The 17687-nt window shown below is 70.7% G+C and carries 1 protein-coding gene (running past one end of the window); it reads left to right on the top strand.

The window, feature by feature from the left end; all coding sequences use genetic code 11:
- Positions 1 to 17687 carry the 3' portion of an SDR family NAD(P)-dependent oxidoreductase gene (locus tag ACFU9P_RS27395; RefSeq protein WP_384085673.1) on the top strand. It extends 15268 nt beyond the left edge of the window, so 17687 of the gene's 32955 nt are visible here — the last part of the coding sequence; its start codon lies beyond the left edge, outside the window; it ends in the stop codon at positions 17685 to 17687.

The following is a 17687-nucleotide window of genomic DNA, read 5'->3' as shown; positions in this document are numbered from 1 at the left end:
GCCCGGACACCCTGGGCCTGACCGACGCCCTGGCCGACGCGTCGGCCGAGGTGTGGACCGACTCCGCGCATGACACCACGGCCGCCGATGTGGTGCTGATCCCGGTGTCGGGAGCGCCTGGCACCGACACCGCCGACCCCGCCGACACCGCGCACGCCCTCACCCACCAGGTCCTGGAGCGGATCCAGGAGCGCCTGACCGAGGAACGCCTCGCCGGCTCCCGCTTTGTCTTTGTGACGCGCGGCGCTGTGGGCGGGCACGATCCGGCGGCGGCCGCGGCCAGGGGTCTCGTACGGTCCGCGCAGTCGGAGAACCCCGGCTGCTTCGGCCTGATCGATCTCGACCCCGGCCTTGACCCCGGCATCGATCCCGGCGCCCGCCCTGGGCTCGCGGGCGATGAGGCCGCGGCGGATCTTCCGCTGTGGGCACTGGACCTGGACGAACCACAACTGCTCGTACGGGGCGGTGAGGTCCGCGCCGGACGCCTGGTGCGCAGGCCGGCCGCCGAACACGACGCGCGCCCCGTCTGGGACACCGACGGCGGCAGTGTGCTGATCAGCGGTGGAACGGGCGGTCTGGGCGCCCTGCTGGCGCGCCACCTGGTGGCGGAACACAACGTACGACGGCTCCTGCTGGTCAGCCGGCGCGGTCCGGCCGCCGAAGGCGCGGCGGAACTCGTCGCGGAGCTGGAGTCGCAAGGCGTCGACGCCATCGCGGAAGCCTGCGACGTGACGGACCGCGACGCACTCGCGGAACTGCTGGAGCGGCACCGTATCTCGGCCGTCGTGCACGCGGCGGGAGTCCTGGACGACGGCCTGGCGGGCTCGCTCACCCCGGAACGGCTGGACCATGTGCTGCGGCCCAAGGTCGATGCGGCCTGGCATCTGCACGAACTGACCCGGGACCTCGATCTCACCGCGTTTGTCGTCTTCTCCTCGGCGGCGGCCGTCTTCGGCAGCCCCGGTCAGGGCAACTACGCGGCTGGCAACGCCTTCCTGGACGCGCTCATCGAGCGTCGCCGGGCCGAGGGGCTGCCAGGCGTCTCGCTGGCCTGGGGCCCATGGGACCAGTCCGGCGGTATGACCGGCACACTGACGGACGCCGACACCGACCGGATGGCGCGCTCGGGCGTACCGCCCCTGCCGGTGGCCCAGGGCCTCGCGCTGTTCGAAGCGGCGCTGGCCACCGGGGACGCCGTACTGGCGCCGGTACGGCTGGACCTGCCGGCACTCCGCGCACAGGGCGAAGTCCCGCCGCTGCTACGGGCGTTGATCCGCACCCGCTCCCGGCGGGCCGCGGTGGCCGGATCGGCCGCGGCGACCGGACTGGTCGAACGCCTGGTCGGTCTCACCGGTGTCGAGCGTCAAGAGGTGCTGCTGGATCTCGTACGCGGGCAGGTCGCCCTCGTCCTGGGCCATGCCGACGCCGCAGCCGTCCATCCGGGGCGTGCCTTCCGCGAGTTGGGCTTCGACTCCCTGACTGCGGTCGAACTGCGTAACCGCCTCAACACCGTCACCGGGCTCCGGCTGCCCGCGACGATGGCCTTCGACTACCCCACCGTACAGACACTCGTCGACCATCTTCTCGATGAACTGCTCGGCTCGGAAGCCGAGTTGGCAGCACCTGTCGCGGTACGGTCGGCCGCGGTGGCCGACGATCCGATCGTCGTCGTGGGGATGAGCTGCCGGTATCCGGGCGGTGTGACCTCGCCCGAGGATCTGTGGCAGCTCGTCACGGAGGGCGGGGACGCCATCTCGGGATTCCCGACCAACCGGGGCTGGGACGTCGACGGACTGTTCCACCCGGACCCCGACCACATGGGCACCTCCTACACCCGTGAAGGCGGATTCCTGCACCAGGCGGGGGAGTTCGACCCGGACTTCTTCGGCATGTCACCGCGCGAGGCGCTCGCCACGGACTCGCAGCAGCGGTTGCTTCTGGAAGCCTCGTGGGAGGCCGTCGAGCGGGCGGGAATCGACCCGGTGTCGCTGCGGGGCACAGCGACCGGTGTGTTCGCCGGTGTGATGTACAGCGACTACACCGCCGTACTGGCGAGCCCCGAGTTCGAGGGCTTCCAGGGCGGAGGCAGCACCAGCCTGGCGTCGGGGCGGGTGTCGTACACACTGGGTCTTGAGGGGCCTGCGGTGACGGTGGATACGGCGTGTTCGTCGTCGTTGGTGGCGATGCACTGGGCGATGCAGGCGCTGCGGAGTGGTGAGTGCTCGCTGGCGCTGGCCGGCGGTGTGACCGTCATGTCGACACCGACGGTGTTCGTGGACTTCTCGCGCCAGCGGGGCCTTGCCCCCGACGGGCGGTGCAAGGCGTTCTCCGAGTCGGCCGATGGTGTGGGCTGGTCGGAGGGTGTGGGCATGCTGGTGCTGGAGCGTCTTTCGGATGCCCGGCGTAATGGGCATGAGGTGCTGGCGGTGGTGCGCGGGTCGGCGGTCAACCAGGACGGCGCTTCCAATGGTCTGACGGCTCCGAATGGTCCTTCGCAGCAGCGTGTGATCCGGCAGGCGCTGGCCAGTGGTGGGTTGTCGGCCGATGACGTCGATGTGGTGGAGGCGCATGGTACGGGTACGACGCTGGGTGACCCGATCGAGGCGCAGGCGCTGCTCGCGACGTACGGGCGGGACCGGGATCCCGAGCGACCGCTGCTGCTGGGGTCGGTGAAGTCCAACATCGGTCACACCCAGGCGGCGGCCGGTGTCGCGGGCATCATCAAGATGGTCATGGCGATGCGCCATGGGGTGCTGCCGCAGTCGCTCCACGCCGAGGCGCCGTCCTCGCATGTCGACTGGTCGGAAGGCGCGGTGGAGCTGCTGTCCGAGCAGACCGCCTGGCCGGAGGTCGACCGGGCGCGGCGGGCGGCGGTGTCATCGTTCGGGATCAGCGGGACGAACGCGCATGTGATCTTGGAGCAGCCGCCCACGGTGATCCAGGGGACGGTGGTCGGCGGGACGGAAGCTACGGCGGCTTCCGCAGCCTCTGCGGCTTCGGCGACGGAGCCTGCGGTGGTGCCGTGGGTGCTGTCGGGGAAGTCGCCCGAGGCGCTGCGGGGTCAGGCGGCGCGACTGCAGTCGTTGATCGAAACGCGGGGTTCCGAGTTGCGGCCGGTGGACGTCGGCTTCTCGTTGGCGACAGGCCGGTCTTTGTTTGATCAGCGTGCGGTGGTGCTGGCGGGTGATCGGGAGGAGGCCGTGCGGGCGTTGTCGGCGCTGGTGGCCGGCGAGCCGGATCCGCTGGCGGTCTCGGGTTCGGTGCTCGGCGGTAAGTCGGCGGTGCTGTTCTCGGGTCAGGGGTCGCAGCGGCTGGGGATGGGCCGGGAGTTGTATGAGCGGTTCCCGGTCTTCGCCGAGGCGCTCGACTCCGTACTCGCCCTGTTGGACGGGGAGTTGGACTGCTCGCTGCGGGAGGTCATCTGGGGCGACGACGCCGAATCGCTGAACGATACGGGGTTCACCCAGCCAGCGCTCTTCGCGATCGAAGTGGCGTTGTTCCGGCTGGTGGAATCGTGGGGAGTTCGGCCCGATTTCGTTGCTGGGCATTCGATCGGTGAGATTGCCGCTGCTCATGTGGCGGGGGTGTTCTCGCTGGACGATGCGTGCCGTCTGGTGGTGGCTCGGGGTGCGCTGATGCGGGCGCTCCCGGCCGGTGGTGCGATGGTCGCGGTGCAGGCGACGGAGGACGAGGTCACCCCGTACCTCTCCGAGCGCGTGTCGATCGCCGCCGTCAACGGTCCGACTTCGGTGGTGATCTCCGGCGCGGAGGACGCGGTCGTGGCGGTCGCGGCCGAGCTGGAGGCCCTGGGCCGCAAGACCAGCCGTCTGCGCGTCTCGCACGCCTTCCACTCGCCGTTGATGGACCCGATGCTGGACGACTTCCGCGCGGTGGCCGAGGGGCTGGCCTTCCAGTCGCCGTCGATTCCGGTGATCTCGAATGTGAGCGGTGCTCTCGCTTCTGCCGACGAGCTGTGCTCGCCCGAGTACTGGGTACGCCATGTCCGCGAAGCCGTCCGCTTCGCCGATGGCGTCCGCACCTTGGAGACCGCGGGCGTTCGCACGTACCTGGAGCTGGGGCCCGACGGAGTTCTCTCGGCCCTGGCGCGCGAGTCCGCCGGGGACGACGCGGTCATGGTGCCGGTCCTCCGCAAGGACCGGCCGGAAGAGCTGACCGCTCTCACCGCCTGGGCGTCCCTCCATGTGCAGGGCGTGCCCCTCGACCGGGCCGCAGTGTTCGCCGGTACCGGTGCCCGGCGGGTGGATCTTCCGACGTACGCCTTCCAGCACCGCTGGTTCTGGCCGGTGGGCGCGCTCGGCGGCCGTACGGGTGATATGCGGGCCGCGGGCCTTGGTCCGGCCGGTCACCCGCTCCTCGGAGCCGCTGTCGAACTGGCCGAGGGCGAAGGGGTGTTGTTCACCGGTCGGCTGTCGGTGCAGTCACATCCCTGGCTCGCCGACCACGCCGTGATGGGCCGGGTGCTGCTGCCCGGGACGGGGCTGCTGGAGCTGGCGTTCCGGGCGGGGGACGAGGTGGGTTGTGACCGGGTCGAGGAGCTGACCCTTGCCGCCCCGCTGGTGCTGCCCGAGCAGGGCGCGGTGCAGGTGCAGGTACGCGTCGGAGTCGCCGACGACACCGGCCGCCGCGCGATGGTGGTCCATTCCCGCCCCGATGGAGCCGACGAGCGGCCGTGGACACAGCATGCCGCAGGTGTGCTGCTGACCGCGGGTGCCCGGACCGGGTCCACCGACTTCGATGCCACCGTGTGGCCGCCGACGAACGCTGAATCCCTGGCCGTTGAGGGCTGCTATGAGCGGTTCGCGGAGATCGGGTTCGCGTACGGTCCGGTGTTCCAGGGGCTGCGGGCCGCCTGGCGCCGTGACGGTGAGATCTTCGCCGAGGTGAGCCTCCCCGAAGGCACTGAGCCGGGTGCGTTCGGTCTGCACCCCGCGCTGCTCGACTCCGCCCTGCACGCCTCCCTCCTCGCGGGGGAGAGCACGGAAAACGGCGGCGGACTGCCCTTCTCCTGGGAAGGTGTCTCGCTGTACGCGACCGGCGCTTCGGCACTCCGCGTACGGATCGCCCCCGCCGGCAATGAAGCGCTCTCGATCGCTGTCGCCGATACGGCCGGTGCCCCGGTTGCCTCGGTCGACTCGCTCCTCGTACGGGCCGTGTCGGGCGAGCAGTTGAACGGTGCTGGCGGGCAGGACCAGGACGCGCTGTTCGGGGTCGGCTGGGTGCCGGTCGCGCTGCCGTCCGAAGCGCTTTCCGGCGCGGTCGCGCTGGTCGGCGCGGACGTCGTTGGACTGGCCGAGGGGCTGGAACGTACGGGCACCGAGGTCACCCGGCACACCGATCTGGCCTCGCTCGCGGCCGGTGCCGAGCCGGTGGCGGGCGCGGTGCTGGTGGGCGTGGCCAGCGCGTACGGAGCCGAAGTCGTCGACTCCGTCCATGCGTTGACCGCCGGCGCCCTGGCCCTGGTGCAGGAATGGCTCGCCGAGGAACGGTTCGCCGACTCCCGGCTGGTGTTTGTCACCACGGGCGCGGTCGCGGGCGGTGGCGAGGAGGTCGCCGATGTGGCCGCGGCCTCGGTCTGGGGCCTGGTGCGCTCCGCACAGACGGAGAACCCGGGCAGCTTCGGACTGATCGACCTGGACTCCGACGAATCGTCAGTTGCCCTGCTGCCCGGGGCACTTGGCGTGGAAGAGCCGCAATTGCTCGTCCGCGACGGCGGCATCCGCGCCGGACGCCTGGCCAGGATGACCGCGACCGAGCCCGCCACGGACAGCCCCGTATGGGACCCCGAAGGCACGGTTCTGATCACGGGCGGTACGGGCGGTCTCGGTGGTGTGCTGGCCCGCCATCTTGTCGGTGAGCGCGGCGTACGGCATCTCCTGCTGACCAGCCGTCGAGGCCCGGCTGCCGACAGTGCCGAGGAACTGGCTGCGGACCTGCGGGACTTGGGTGCCGATGTCTCGATCGCCGCGTGTGATGTGGCGGACCGGGAAGCGCTGGCCGGACTGCTGGCGTCGGTGCCCGCCGAACATCCGCTGACCGCAGTGGTGCATACGGCCGGTGTACTGGACGACGGTGTGGTCGGTTCGCTGTCACCCGAGCGGCTGGCGCGGGTGCTGCGGCCGAAGGCGGACGCGGCCTGGCATCTTCACGAACTGACCCGGGATCTCGATCTCGCCGGGTTTGTGGTGTTCTCCTCGGTCGCCGGTACGTTCGGTGGCGCGGGCCAGGCCAACTACGCGGCGGGCAACGCCTTCCTGGATGCCCTGGCGGCGCGCCGCCAGGCCGAGGGCCTGCCGGGGCTGTCGCTCGCCTGGGGTCCATGGGGCCAGGGCGCGGGTATGACCAGCACCCTTGACGAGCGCGATGTACGACGGGCCGCGGACGCGGGTATGCCGCTGCTGTCGGTGGAGCAGGGCCTGGCCTTGTTCGACGCCGCGCTCGCGACCGGTGAGGCCGCCGTCGTACCCGTACGGCTGGACCTGCCGGTGCTGCGGGCCCTGGGCACCGTACCGGCGCTCCTGCGCGGGCTGATCCGGACACCGTCGCGCCGTGTGGCGTCGGCCGGTCCGGGTGCGGATGGCGGTCTGGTACGGCGGCTGGGCCTGCTGGAAACGGCCGATCAGAGGGAAGTGGTGCTGGACCTCGTACGGGCCCAGGCGGCCCTGGTGCTGGGGCATGCCGGCGGCGCCGACATCGACTCGGGTCGGGCGTTCCGTGACCTCGGCTTCGACTCGCTCACCGCGGTGGAACTGCGCAACCGGCTCAACACCGCCACCGGCCTGCGGCTGCCCGCCACGATGGTGTTCGACTACCCGACACTGTCGGCGCTGGCGGACCATCTCCTCGATGAACTGCTCGGCACCGAGGCCGAGGTGGCGATCCCGGTGTCCTCGCTGCCGCCGATGGGCGACGATCCGGTTGTGGTGGTCGGTATGGCCTGCCGCTTCCCGGGCGGGGTGGCGTCGCCGGAGGATCTGTGGCGTGTGGTGTCCGAGGGCGCGGATGTGGTGTCGGACTTCCCGGTGAATCGTGGCTGGGATGTGGACGCACTCTACGACCCGGACCCGGAGCGCACCGGCACGTCGTACACGCGGTCGGGTGGATTCCTGCACGACGCAGGGGAGTTCGACCCTGCGTTCTTCGGGATGTCGCCGCGTGAGGCGATGGCGACGGACTCGCAGCAGAGGCTGTTGCTGGAGACCTCGTGGGAGGCGATCGAGCGGGCCGGTATTGACCCGGTGTCGTTGCGGGACAGCCAGACCGGTGTGTTCGCCGGTGTGATGTACAACGACTACGGGACAACGCTCAACGGCGAAGAATTCGAAGGGTTCCAGGGTCAGGGCAGCGCGGGCAGTGTGGCGTCGGGGCGGGTGTCGTACACGCTGGGTCTTGAGGGGCCTGCGGTGACGGTGGATACGGCGTGTTCGTCGTCGTTGGTGGCGATGCACTGGGCGATGCAGGCGCTGCGAAGTGGTGAATGCTCGCTGGCGTTGGCCGGCGGTGTGACGGTGATGTCGACTCCGGGCACGTTTGTGGAGTTCTCGCGGCAGCGAGGGCTTTCGCCCGACGGGCGGTGCAAGGCGTTCTCGGACACGGCTGACGGTGTGGGCTGGTCCGAGGGTGTGGGCATGCTGGTGCTGGAGCGGCTGTCGGATGCCCGGCGCAATGGGCATGACGTGCTGGCGGTGGTGCGCGGGTCGGCGGTGAACCAGGACGGTGCGTCGAATGGTCTGACGGCTCCGAATGGTCCTTCGCAGCAGCGTGTTATTCGGCAGGCGTTGGCCAGTGGTGGACTGTCGGCCGACGATGTGGATGTGGTCGAGGCGCACGGTACGGGCACGACGCTGGGTGACCCGATCGAGGCGCAGGCGCTGCTTGCCACGTACGGTCGTGACCGCGACCCGGAGCGACCGCTGTGGCTGGGGTCGGTGAAGTCCAACATCGGGCACACGCAGGCCGCGGCCGGTGTGGCCGGTGTGATCAAGATGGTGCTGGCGATGCGGTACGGCGTGCTGCCGCAGACGCTCCACGTTGACGCTCCCTCGTCGCATGTGGACTGGTCGGAAGGCGCGGTGGAACTGCTCACCGAGCAGACCGCCTGGCCGGAGGCGGGGCGTGCGCGGCGAGCGGGTGTGTCGTCGTTCGGGATCAGTGGTACGAACGCGCACGTCATCCTGGAACAGCCGACGAGCGTGAGCGCGCCGGAGACTTCTTCGGAGGTACTGGCCGAGCCTGCGGTGGTGCCGTGGGTGCTGTCGGGCAAGTCGCCGGAGGCGTTGCGTGACCAGGCGGCGCGGTTGCTGGCGCTGGTGGAGGAGGTCGGGTCTCGGTCGCTGGATGTTGGTTTCTCGTTGGTGACGGGCCGGTCGGTGTTTGAGCATCGTGCGGTGGTGCTGGCGGGTGATCGGGCGGAGGCGGTACGGGCGCTGTCGGCGCTGGTGGCCGGTGAGCCGGATCCGCTGGCGGTCTCGGGTTCGGTGCTTGGCGGTAAGTCGGCGGTGCTGTTCTCGGGGCAGGGTTCGCAGCGGTTGGGGATGGGCCGTGAGTTGTATGAGCGGTTCCCGGTCTTCGCCGAGGCACTCGACTCCGTACTCGCCCTGCTGGACGGGGAGTTGGGGTGCTCGCTGCGGGAGGTGATCTGGGGCGAGGATGCCGACCGGCTGAATGAGACGGGGTTCACGCAGCCCGCGCTCTTTGCGATCGAAGTGGCACTGTTCCGGTTGGTGGAGTCGTGGGGAGTGCGGCCCGATTTTGTGGCCGGGCACTCGATTGGCGAGATCGCGGCGGCTCATGTGGCGGGGGTGTTCTCGCTGGCGGATGCGTGCCGTCTGGTGGTGGCGCGAGGCGCGCTGATGCAGGCGCTGCCTGCTGGCGGCGCGATGGTCGCGATCCAGGCGACCGAGGACGAGGTCACTCCGTACCTCTCCGAGCACGTGTCGATCGCCGCGGTCAACGGCCCCTCCTCGGTGGTGGTTTCGGGTGCCGAGGACGCGGTGTTGGAGGCTGCCGCTCAACTGGAGGCTCTCAGCCGCAAGATCAGCCGGCTGCGCGTCTCGCACGCTTTCCACTCGCCGCTCATGGATCCGATGCTCGATGATTTCCGTACAGTCGTGGAGGGCCTGGCGTTCCAGCCGCCGTCCATCCCGGTGATCTCGAATGTGAGCGGTGCTCTCGCATCGGCCGACGAACTCTGCTCGGCCGAGTACTGGGTACGGCATGTCCGCGAAGCCGTGCGCTTCGCCGATGGCATCGGCTCGCTCGCCGGTCAAGGCGTAACGAAGTTCATCGAGTTGGGCCCGGACGGGGTGCTCTCCACCATGGCCCAGGAGTCGGTGCCGGACGGGACGGTCACCGTACCGGTTCTCCGCAAGGGCAGGCCGGAAGAGCTGAGCGCCCTCACCGCGTTGGCACAGATGCACGCGAAGGGCGTGGCGGTCGACTGGACCGGGTTCTTCGCCGGAACAGGTGCTCAGCGCGTGGAGCTGCCGACATACGCTTTCCAGCACCAGTGGTTCTGGCCGGCTGGCCCTCTCGCGGGCAGCGGTACAGGTGATGTGCGCGCGGCCGGACTCGGCTCCGCCGGGCATCCGCTGCTGGGCGCCGCGGTCGAGCTGGCCGAGGGCGAGGGAATGCTCTTCACCGGCCGGCTCTCGGTCGGTACCCACCCGTGGCTCGTCGATCACACCGTCATGGGCAGGGTCCTGCTGCCCGGAACCGCCCTGCTCGAACTGGCCTTCCGGGCCGGCGACGAGGTCGGTTGCGACCACGTCGACGAGCTGACCCTCGCGGCCCCGCTCGTCCTGCCGGAGCGCGGTGCCATCCAGACGCAGGTACGGGTCGGAGTCGCCGATGACACCGGTCGGCGTACCGTCACCATTCACTCCCGCCCCGAAGGCGCTACGGATGTCCCATGGACCCAGCACGCCACCGGTGTTCTGACGGCCGACCCCCGGACCCAGGCACCCACCGGATTCGACGCGACACAATGGCCGCCAGCGAACGCCAAAGCGCTTGAAGTCGACGGCTGCTACGAGCGGTTCGCGGAGATCGGCTTCGCGTACGGTCCGGTGTTCCAGGGGCTGCGGGCCGCCTGGCGCCGTGATGGTGAGATCTTTGCCGAGGTGAGCCTCCCCGAAGGCATCGAGCCCGACGCCTTCGGTCTGCACCCCGCCCTCCTCGACTCCGCCCTCCACGCCTCCCTCCTCGCGGGAGAGGGCACGGAGAACAGCGGTGGACTGCCCTTCTCCTGGCAGGGTGTTTCGCTGTACGCCACCGGCGCCTCGGCGCTCCGCGTACGGATCGCGCCCGCCGGCAACGAATCGCTCTCGATCAGCGTCGCCGACACAGCCGGTGCCCCGGTCGCCTCGGTCGACGCGCTCCTCGTACGAGCCATTTCGGGCGACGGACTCGGTGACACCGGAGCCGCCGCTGCCGCCGCGAACTCCCTGTTCCGGCTCGCCTGGACTCCGGTGCCCGGCGCCGGCCCGGACGCCCTGCCCTCGGTCGCCGTACTCGGCACCGACGCGCTGGACCTCGCCGCACGGCTGACGCGGCCGGACGCTCCCGTGGAGACATACGCGGACCTCGCCGCGCTGGCAGCGGGAGAAGGCCCGGTGCCGGACACCGTCCTGGTGGGCGTGGCCGGTGAGCAGAACGCCCAAGTCGCGGAATCCGCTCACACGTTGAGCGCCCAGGCGCTCGCGCTGGTCCACGGATGGCTCGCCGAGGAACGGTTCGCCGGCTCCCGGCTGGTGTTCGTCACCACGGGTGCGGTCTCGGGTGGTGGCGAGGAGGTCACCGATGTGGCCGCGGCCTCGGTCTGGGGCCTGGTGCGCTCCGCGCAGACCGAACACCCGGGCCGCTTCGGGCTGCTGGATCTCGGCTCCGACGAGCCGTCACTCGCAGCCCTGCCGCAGGCGCTCGCACTCGGTACGACCGAGCCTCAACTGCTCGTCCGACAAGGCGACTTCCTCGCAGGCCGCCTCACCCGTACAACCAGCACCGAATCCGGCACCGACACGGGTCACCTCTGGAACGCCGACGGTACGGTCCTGATCACCGGCGGTACGGGCGGCCTGGGCGCGGTCTTCGCCCGGTATCTTGTGACCGAGCGGGGTGTACGGCATCTCCTGCTGGCGAGCCGACGGGGCGCCGAAGCGCCCGGCGCATCCGAACTGGCCGCCGAACTCGCCGCGCACGGCGCCGAGATCACCCTGACCGCCTGCGATCTCGCTGACCGGTCTGCGACTTCGGCCTTGTTGGCTTCGGTGCCGTCCGAGCATCCGCTGACGGCCGTGGTGCATACGGCCGGTGTGCTGGACGACGGGACGATCGGTTCGCTGACGCCCGAGCGGCTCGACACCGTACTGCGCCCGAAGGCGGACGCGGCCTGGCATCTGCACGAACTGACCAAGGGCCTCGATCTCACCGCCTTTGTGGTCTTCTCCTCCGTGGCCGGTCTGTTCGGCGGCGCGGGGCAGGCCAACTACGCCGCCGCGAACGCCTTCCTGGACGCACTGGCCGCACACCGCAGGGCCGAGGGCTTGCCCGGGCTGTCACTCGCCTGGGGTCCCTGGGACCGGACGGGAGGCATGACCGGCAGCGTCACCGAGGCCGATATGCGGCGGATGGCCCGCTCGGGTATGCCACCGCTCTCCATCGACCAGGGCGTGGCACTCTTCGATGCCGCGCTCGCCAACGGCGATGCGGCGCTCGTACCCGTACGGCTGGATCTCCCGGCGCTCCGAGCGCAGGGCGAAGTGCCTCCGCTGCTACGGGCGTTGGTCCGCAACCGCGCCCGCCGGAACGCCACGGCCGGATCGGCCGCCGCCACCGGACTGCTGAGCCGGCTGGAGGGACTGGCCTCCGCCGAGCGACGGGCGGAACTGCTGGACCTCGTACGGAGCCAGGTCGCCCTGGTGCTCGGCCACGCCGATGGGCGAGCGGTCGACGCGGTCGCCCCGTTCCGTGACCTGGGCTTCGACTCGCTGACGGCGGTCGAGCTGCGGAACCGGCTGAGTACGGTGACCGGGCTGCGGCTCACCGCGACACTGATCTTCGACTACCCGACCGCGGCGGCGCTGGCCGACCATCTCCGCGACGAACTGTTCGGCACCGAGGCCGAGGCGTCGGTCCCGGCCCGGCTGCTGCCGCCGACGGCGGACGATCCGATCGTGGTCGTGGGAATGAGCTGCCGGTTCCCGGGCGGGGTGGAGTCGCCGGAGGATCTGTGGCGGCTGGTCACCGAGGGTACGGACGCGATCTCCGGGTTCCCCGCCAACCGTGGCTGGGACATCGAGTCGCTGTACCACCCCGACCCGGACCACGCCGGAACCGCCTACACCCGCTCGGGCGGATTCCTTGAGAACGCGGGGGAGTTCGACCCGGCGTTCTTCGGGATGTCACCCCGGGAAGCCATGGCGACCGATTCACAGCAACGACTTCTGCTGGAAGCCTCGTGGGAGGCGATCGAGCGGGCGGGTATCGACCCGGTGTCGTTGCGGGACAGTCAGACCGGTGTGTTCGCTGGTGTGATGTACAACGACTACGGAACCACCCTGAACGGCAAGGAGTTCGAGGGGCATCAGGGCCAGGGCAGCGCGGGCAGTGTGGCCTCGGGCCGGGTGTCGTACACCCTGGGCCTCGAAGGCCCGGCGATGACCGTGGACACGGCATGTTCGTCGTCGCTCGTGGCGATGCATCTCGCGGCCCAGGCCCTGCGGGGCGGCGAGTGCTCGCTGGCGCTGGCCGGCGGTGTGACGGTGATGTCGACTCCTGGCACGTTTGTGGAGTTCTCGCGGCAGCGGGGGCTTTCGCCTGACGGGCGGTGCAAGGCCTTCTCGGACACGGCCGATGGCGTGGGCTGGTCGGAGGGCGTTGGCATCCTGGTCCTGGAGCGGCTGTCGGACGCGCGGCGCAACGGGCGTGACGTGCTGGCGGTGCTGCGTGGGTCGGCGGTCAACCAGGATGGTGCGTCGAATGGCCTGACGGCTCCGAATGGTCCGTCGCAGCAGCGGGTGATCCGGCAGGCGCTGGCCAGCGGTGGGTTGTCGGCCGACGATGTCGATGTGGTCGAGGCGCACGGTACGGGTACGACGCTGGGTGACCCGATCGAGGCGCAGGCGCTGCTTGCCACGTACGGGCGTGACCGCGACCCCGAGCGTCCGCTGCTGCTCGGCTCCGTGAAGTCCAACATCGGGCACACTCAGGCAGCAGCCGGCGTGGCCGGTGTGATCAAGATGGTCATGGCGATGCGGCACGGGACTCTGCCCCGGACACTGCATGTGACCGAGCCGTCGTCGCATGTCGACTGGTCGGCGGGCGCGGTGGAGCTGCTGACGGAGCAGACCGCATGGCCCGAGACCGAGCGGGTGCGGCGCGCGGGTGTGTCGTCCTTCGGTATCAGCGGGACGAACGCCCACATCATCCTGGAGCAGCCGACGGCGGTGGCGGAGCCGGAATCCTCTTCGGAGGAACCGGTCGATGCGGCGAAGGTGGTGGTGCCGTGGGTGCTGTCGGGCAAGTCGCCGGAGGCGCTGCGTGAGCAGGCGGCGCGGCTGTTGGCTCTGGTGGAGGAGGCCGGGTCTCGGTCGCTGGATGTTGGTTTCTCGTTGGCGACGGGCCGGTCGGTGTTCGAGCATCGTGCGGTGGTGCTGGCGGGTGATGGGGCGGAGGCGGTACGGGCGCTGTCCGCGCTGGTGGCCGGTGAGCCGGATCCGCTGGCGGTCTCGGGTTCGGCGGCTGGCGGTAAGTCGGCGGTGCTGTTTTCGGGGCAGGGGTCGCAGCGGTTGGGGATGGGCCGGGAGTTGTATGAGCGGTTCCCGGTCTTCGCCGAGGCACTCGACTCCGTACTCGCCGTGCTGGAAGGGGAGTTGGGCGGTTCGCTGCGGGAGGTGATCTGGGGCGAGGATACCGACAGGCTGAATGAGACGGGCTTCACCCAGCCCGCGCTCTTCGCGATCGAAGTGGCTCTCTTCCGGTTGGTGGAGTCGTGGGGAGTGCGGCCCGATTTTGTGGCCGGGCACTCGATCGGCGAGATCGCCGCGGCTCATGTGTCAGGTGTCTTCTCGTTGGCGGATGCGTGCCGTCTGGTGGTGGCGCGAGGCGCGCTGATGCAGGCGCTGCCCGCTGGCGGTGCGATGGTCGCGGTCCAGGCCACTGAGGACGAGGTCACCCCGTACCTCTCCGACCAGGTCTCGATCGGGGCCGTCAACGGCCCCTCCTCGGTGGTGCTTTCCGGTGCCGAGGCCGCGGTCGTGGAGGCTGCTGCTCAACTGGAGGCTCTCGGGCGTAAGACCAGCCGGCTGCGGGTCTCGCACGCTTTCCACTCGCCGCTCATGGACCCGATGCTTGATGATTTCCGTACAGTCGTGGAGGGTCTGGCGTTCCAGTCGCCGTCGATTCCGGTGATCTCGAATGTGAGCGGTGCTCTCGCATCGGCCGGCGAACTCTGCTCGGCCGAGTACTGGGTACGGCATGTCCGCGAAGCCGTCCGCTTCGCCGATGGCGTCCGCACCCTCACCGACGAAGGCGTGACCACCCTCCTGGAGTTGGGTCCGGACGGAGTGCTCTCCGCCATGGCCCAACAGTCGGTGCCGGACGGGACGGTCACCGTACCGGTCCTGCGCAAGGACAGGGCGGAGGAGCTGACCGCTCTCACCGCGCTGGCCCAGGCCCACGCACACGGTGTATCGGTCGGCTGGGCCCGGTTCTTCGCCGGAACAGACGCCCGACGTGTGGAGCTGCCGACGTACGCCTTCCAGCACCAGTGGTTCTGGCCGGCCGGTCAACTCGGCAGCGCTGGTGGTACGGGTGATGTGCGCGCGGCCGGTCTCGGTTCCGCCGGTCATCCGCTGCTCGGCGCCGCAGTCGAACTGGCCGCCGGACAGGGCGTGTTGTTCACCGGACGGCTCTCCGTACAGTCCCATCCCTGGCTCGCGGACCACGCGGTCATGGACCGGATCCTGCTGCCCGGAACGGCCCTGCTCGAACTGGCCCTGCGCGCCGGCGACGAAGTCGGCGCCGACCGCGTCGAGGAACTGACCCTCGCCGCCCCGCTGGTCCTGCCCGAGCGCGGCGCCGTACAGGTGCAGGTCGCGGTGGGCAACCCCGACGAGTCGGACCGCCGCATCGTAGGCGTCTACTCGCGGCCCGAAGGCGCCGCCGACGCCCCCTGGGCCCAGCACGCCACCGGCACCCTCACCAGCCGTGCCCACTCGTCGGACACCGACTTCGATGCCACGCAATGGCCGCCAACAGGCGGCGAAACAATGGACATCGACGGTTGCTACGAGCGGTTCGCGGAGATCGGGTTCGCGTACGGTCCGGTGTTCCAGGGGCTACGGGCCGCCTGGCGCCGCGACGGTGAGATCTTCGCCGAGGTGAGCCTCCCCGAAGGCACCGAGCCCGACGCCTTCGGTCTGCACCCCGCCCTCCTCGACTCCGCCCTCCACGCCTCCCTCCTCGCGGGAGAGAGCACGGAGAACAGCGGCGGACTGCCCTTCTCGTGGGAAGGTGTCTCGCTGCACGCCACCGGCGCCGGCTCGCTGCGCGTACGGATCACGCCCTCCGGCGGCAAGGACGCCGTGGCGATCGCCGTCGCGGACAGTTCCGGCGCACCGGTCGCCACGGTCGACTCCCTGCTCGTACGGGCGGTGTCCGGCGAGCAGTTGAACCAGTCCGCGGGCAGCGCCCACGATGCGCTGTTCGCTGTCGAGTGGATCAACGTACCGGCGCCCCAGGCCGGCCCCGAGTCGGTCGCGCTCATCGGGCCGGATCCCTTCGGACTCGCCGAGGACCTGACCGGATCGGGCACCCGAGCCGAGACCTACGACGATCTCGCCTCGCTCGCCGCCGCGGCCACGGAAGGCGGCCCCGTGCCGGATGCCGTGCTGGTGGCCGTACGCGGTGACCTGGAGGCCGTACGCGGCAACTCGGCCGCCGGTACCGTACCCGGATCCGTACGGGCGGTCCTGGACCGGACGCTGGAGCAGGTGCGGCAGTGGTCGGCCGAGGAGCGGTTCGCCGGATCGCGCCTGGTGTTCGTCACCCGGGGCGCGGTGGCGGTGGACGGCGGGGGAGTGCCCGATCCGGCGGCCGCGGCCGTCTGGGGGCTGGTGCGCTCGGCACAGTCCGAGAATCCGGGCAGCTTCGGCCTGCTGGATCTCGACCCGGTGACGCACCCGGAAGCAGACACCGATGCTCCCGGACTCCCGGGGGCCCTCGGCTCCGACGAACCCCAACTCGCCCTCCGCGCAAGGGAGATCAGGGCGGCGCGGCTCGACCGGATCGCCCGCCCCGAGCCGGCCACGGCCGACGGGCAGCCCGGCCCGGCCGACGACGGCCGGTGGGAGCGCGGCGGCACCGTACTGATCACCGGCGGAACCGGCGGCCTGGGCGGAGTCCTGGCCCGGCATCTCGTCGCCGACCACGGAGTACGGCGTCTCCTCCTGCTCAGCCGCCGCGGCCCCGGCGCCGACGGTGCCGGGCACCTCGTCGGCGAACTCGAAGAACTCGGTGCCGACGTCACGCTCGCGGCCTGCGATGTCGCCGACCGCGCCGCGCTCGCCGAGGTGCTGGCCGCCGTACCCGCCGAGCACCCGCTCACCGCGGTGGTGCATACGGCCGGTGTGCTGGACGACGGCACCATCGGTTCGCTGACGCCCGAGCGGCTCGACACCGTACTGCGACCCAAGGCCGATGCCGCCTGGCATCTGCACGAACTGACCCGGGACCTCGACCTCGGCGCGTTCGTTGTCTTCTCCTCCGTGGCAGGCGTGTTCGGCGGCGCCGGACAGGCCAACTACGCCGCCGCCAACACCTTCCTGGACGCCCTGATGGAACACCGCAGGGCCGAAGGGCTGCCCGGCGTATCGCTCGCCTGGGGCCCCTGGGAGCAGACGGGAGGCATGACCGGAAGCGTCACCGAGGCCGACATGGAACGGCTGGCACGCTCGGGCATGCCGCCGCTCTCCGCCGGCCAGGGCGTGGCGCTGTTCGACGCCGCGGTCGCCGGGGCGCGGGCGCTGGTGGTACCCGTACGGCTGGATCTCGCGGCCCTGCGCGCGCAGGGCGCCGTCCCGGCCCTGCTCCGGGGTCTCGTCCGTACCCCGTCCCGGCGGGCCGCGACAGCCGCTCCGCAGACGGCCGCGGGGCTCGCCCGGCGGCTCACCGGACTGGCCGACGAGGAGCGCCGCGAGGTTCTGCTCAAGCTGGTACGGGACCAGGCCGCCCTGGTGCTCGGCCACGCCGACGGTACGGCGATCGGTGCCACGCGCCAGTTCCAGGAACTGGGCTTCGACTCGCTGACGGCGGTGGACTTCCGGAACCGGCTGAACGCAGCGACCGGACTGCGGCTGCCGGCCACCCTGCTGTTCGACTACCCCACGGCGGCCGATGTCGTCGGCCATCTCCACTCGCAGCTCGTCACCGAGGAGGTCACCGGCGCGGGCTCCGTACTCGCCACGCTCGACCAGTTGGAGAAGGCGATCGCCGAAATGAGCGTCGACGCACAGGAGTTCAAGCATGTGGCCGGACGGATCGAGGTACTGAGGACCAAGTGGGCGGCGCTGCGGCAGGATTCGGCCGGCGGCACCGGTGAGTTCGATCTGGACGCCGCATCCGACGACGACGTGTTCGCTCTCCTCGACGACGAACTGGGCCTGTCCTGA

The sequence above is a fragment of the Streptomyces sp. NPDC057617 genome (assembly GCF_042800555.1).
Lineage (GTDB): Bacteria > Actinomycetota > Actinomycetes > Streptomycetales > Streptomycetaceae > Streptomyces.
This window is presented reverse-complemented; position numbering and strand designations above follow the sequence as displayed.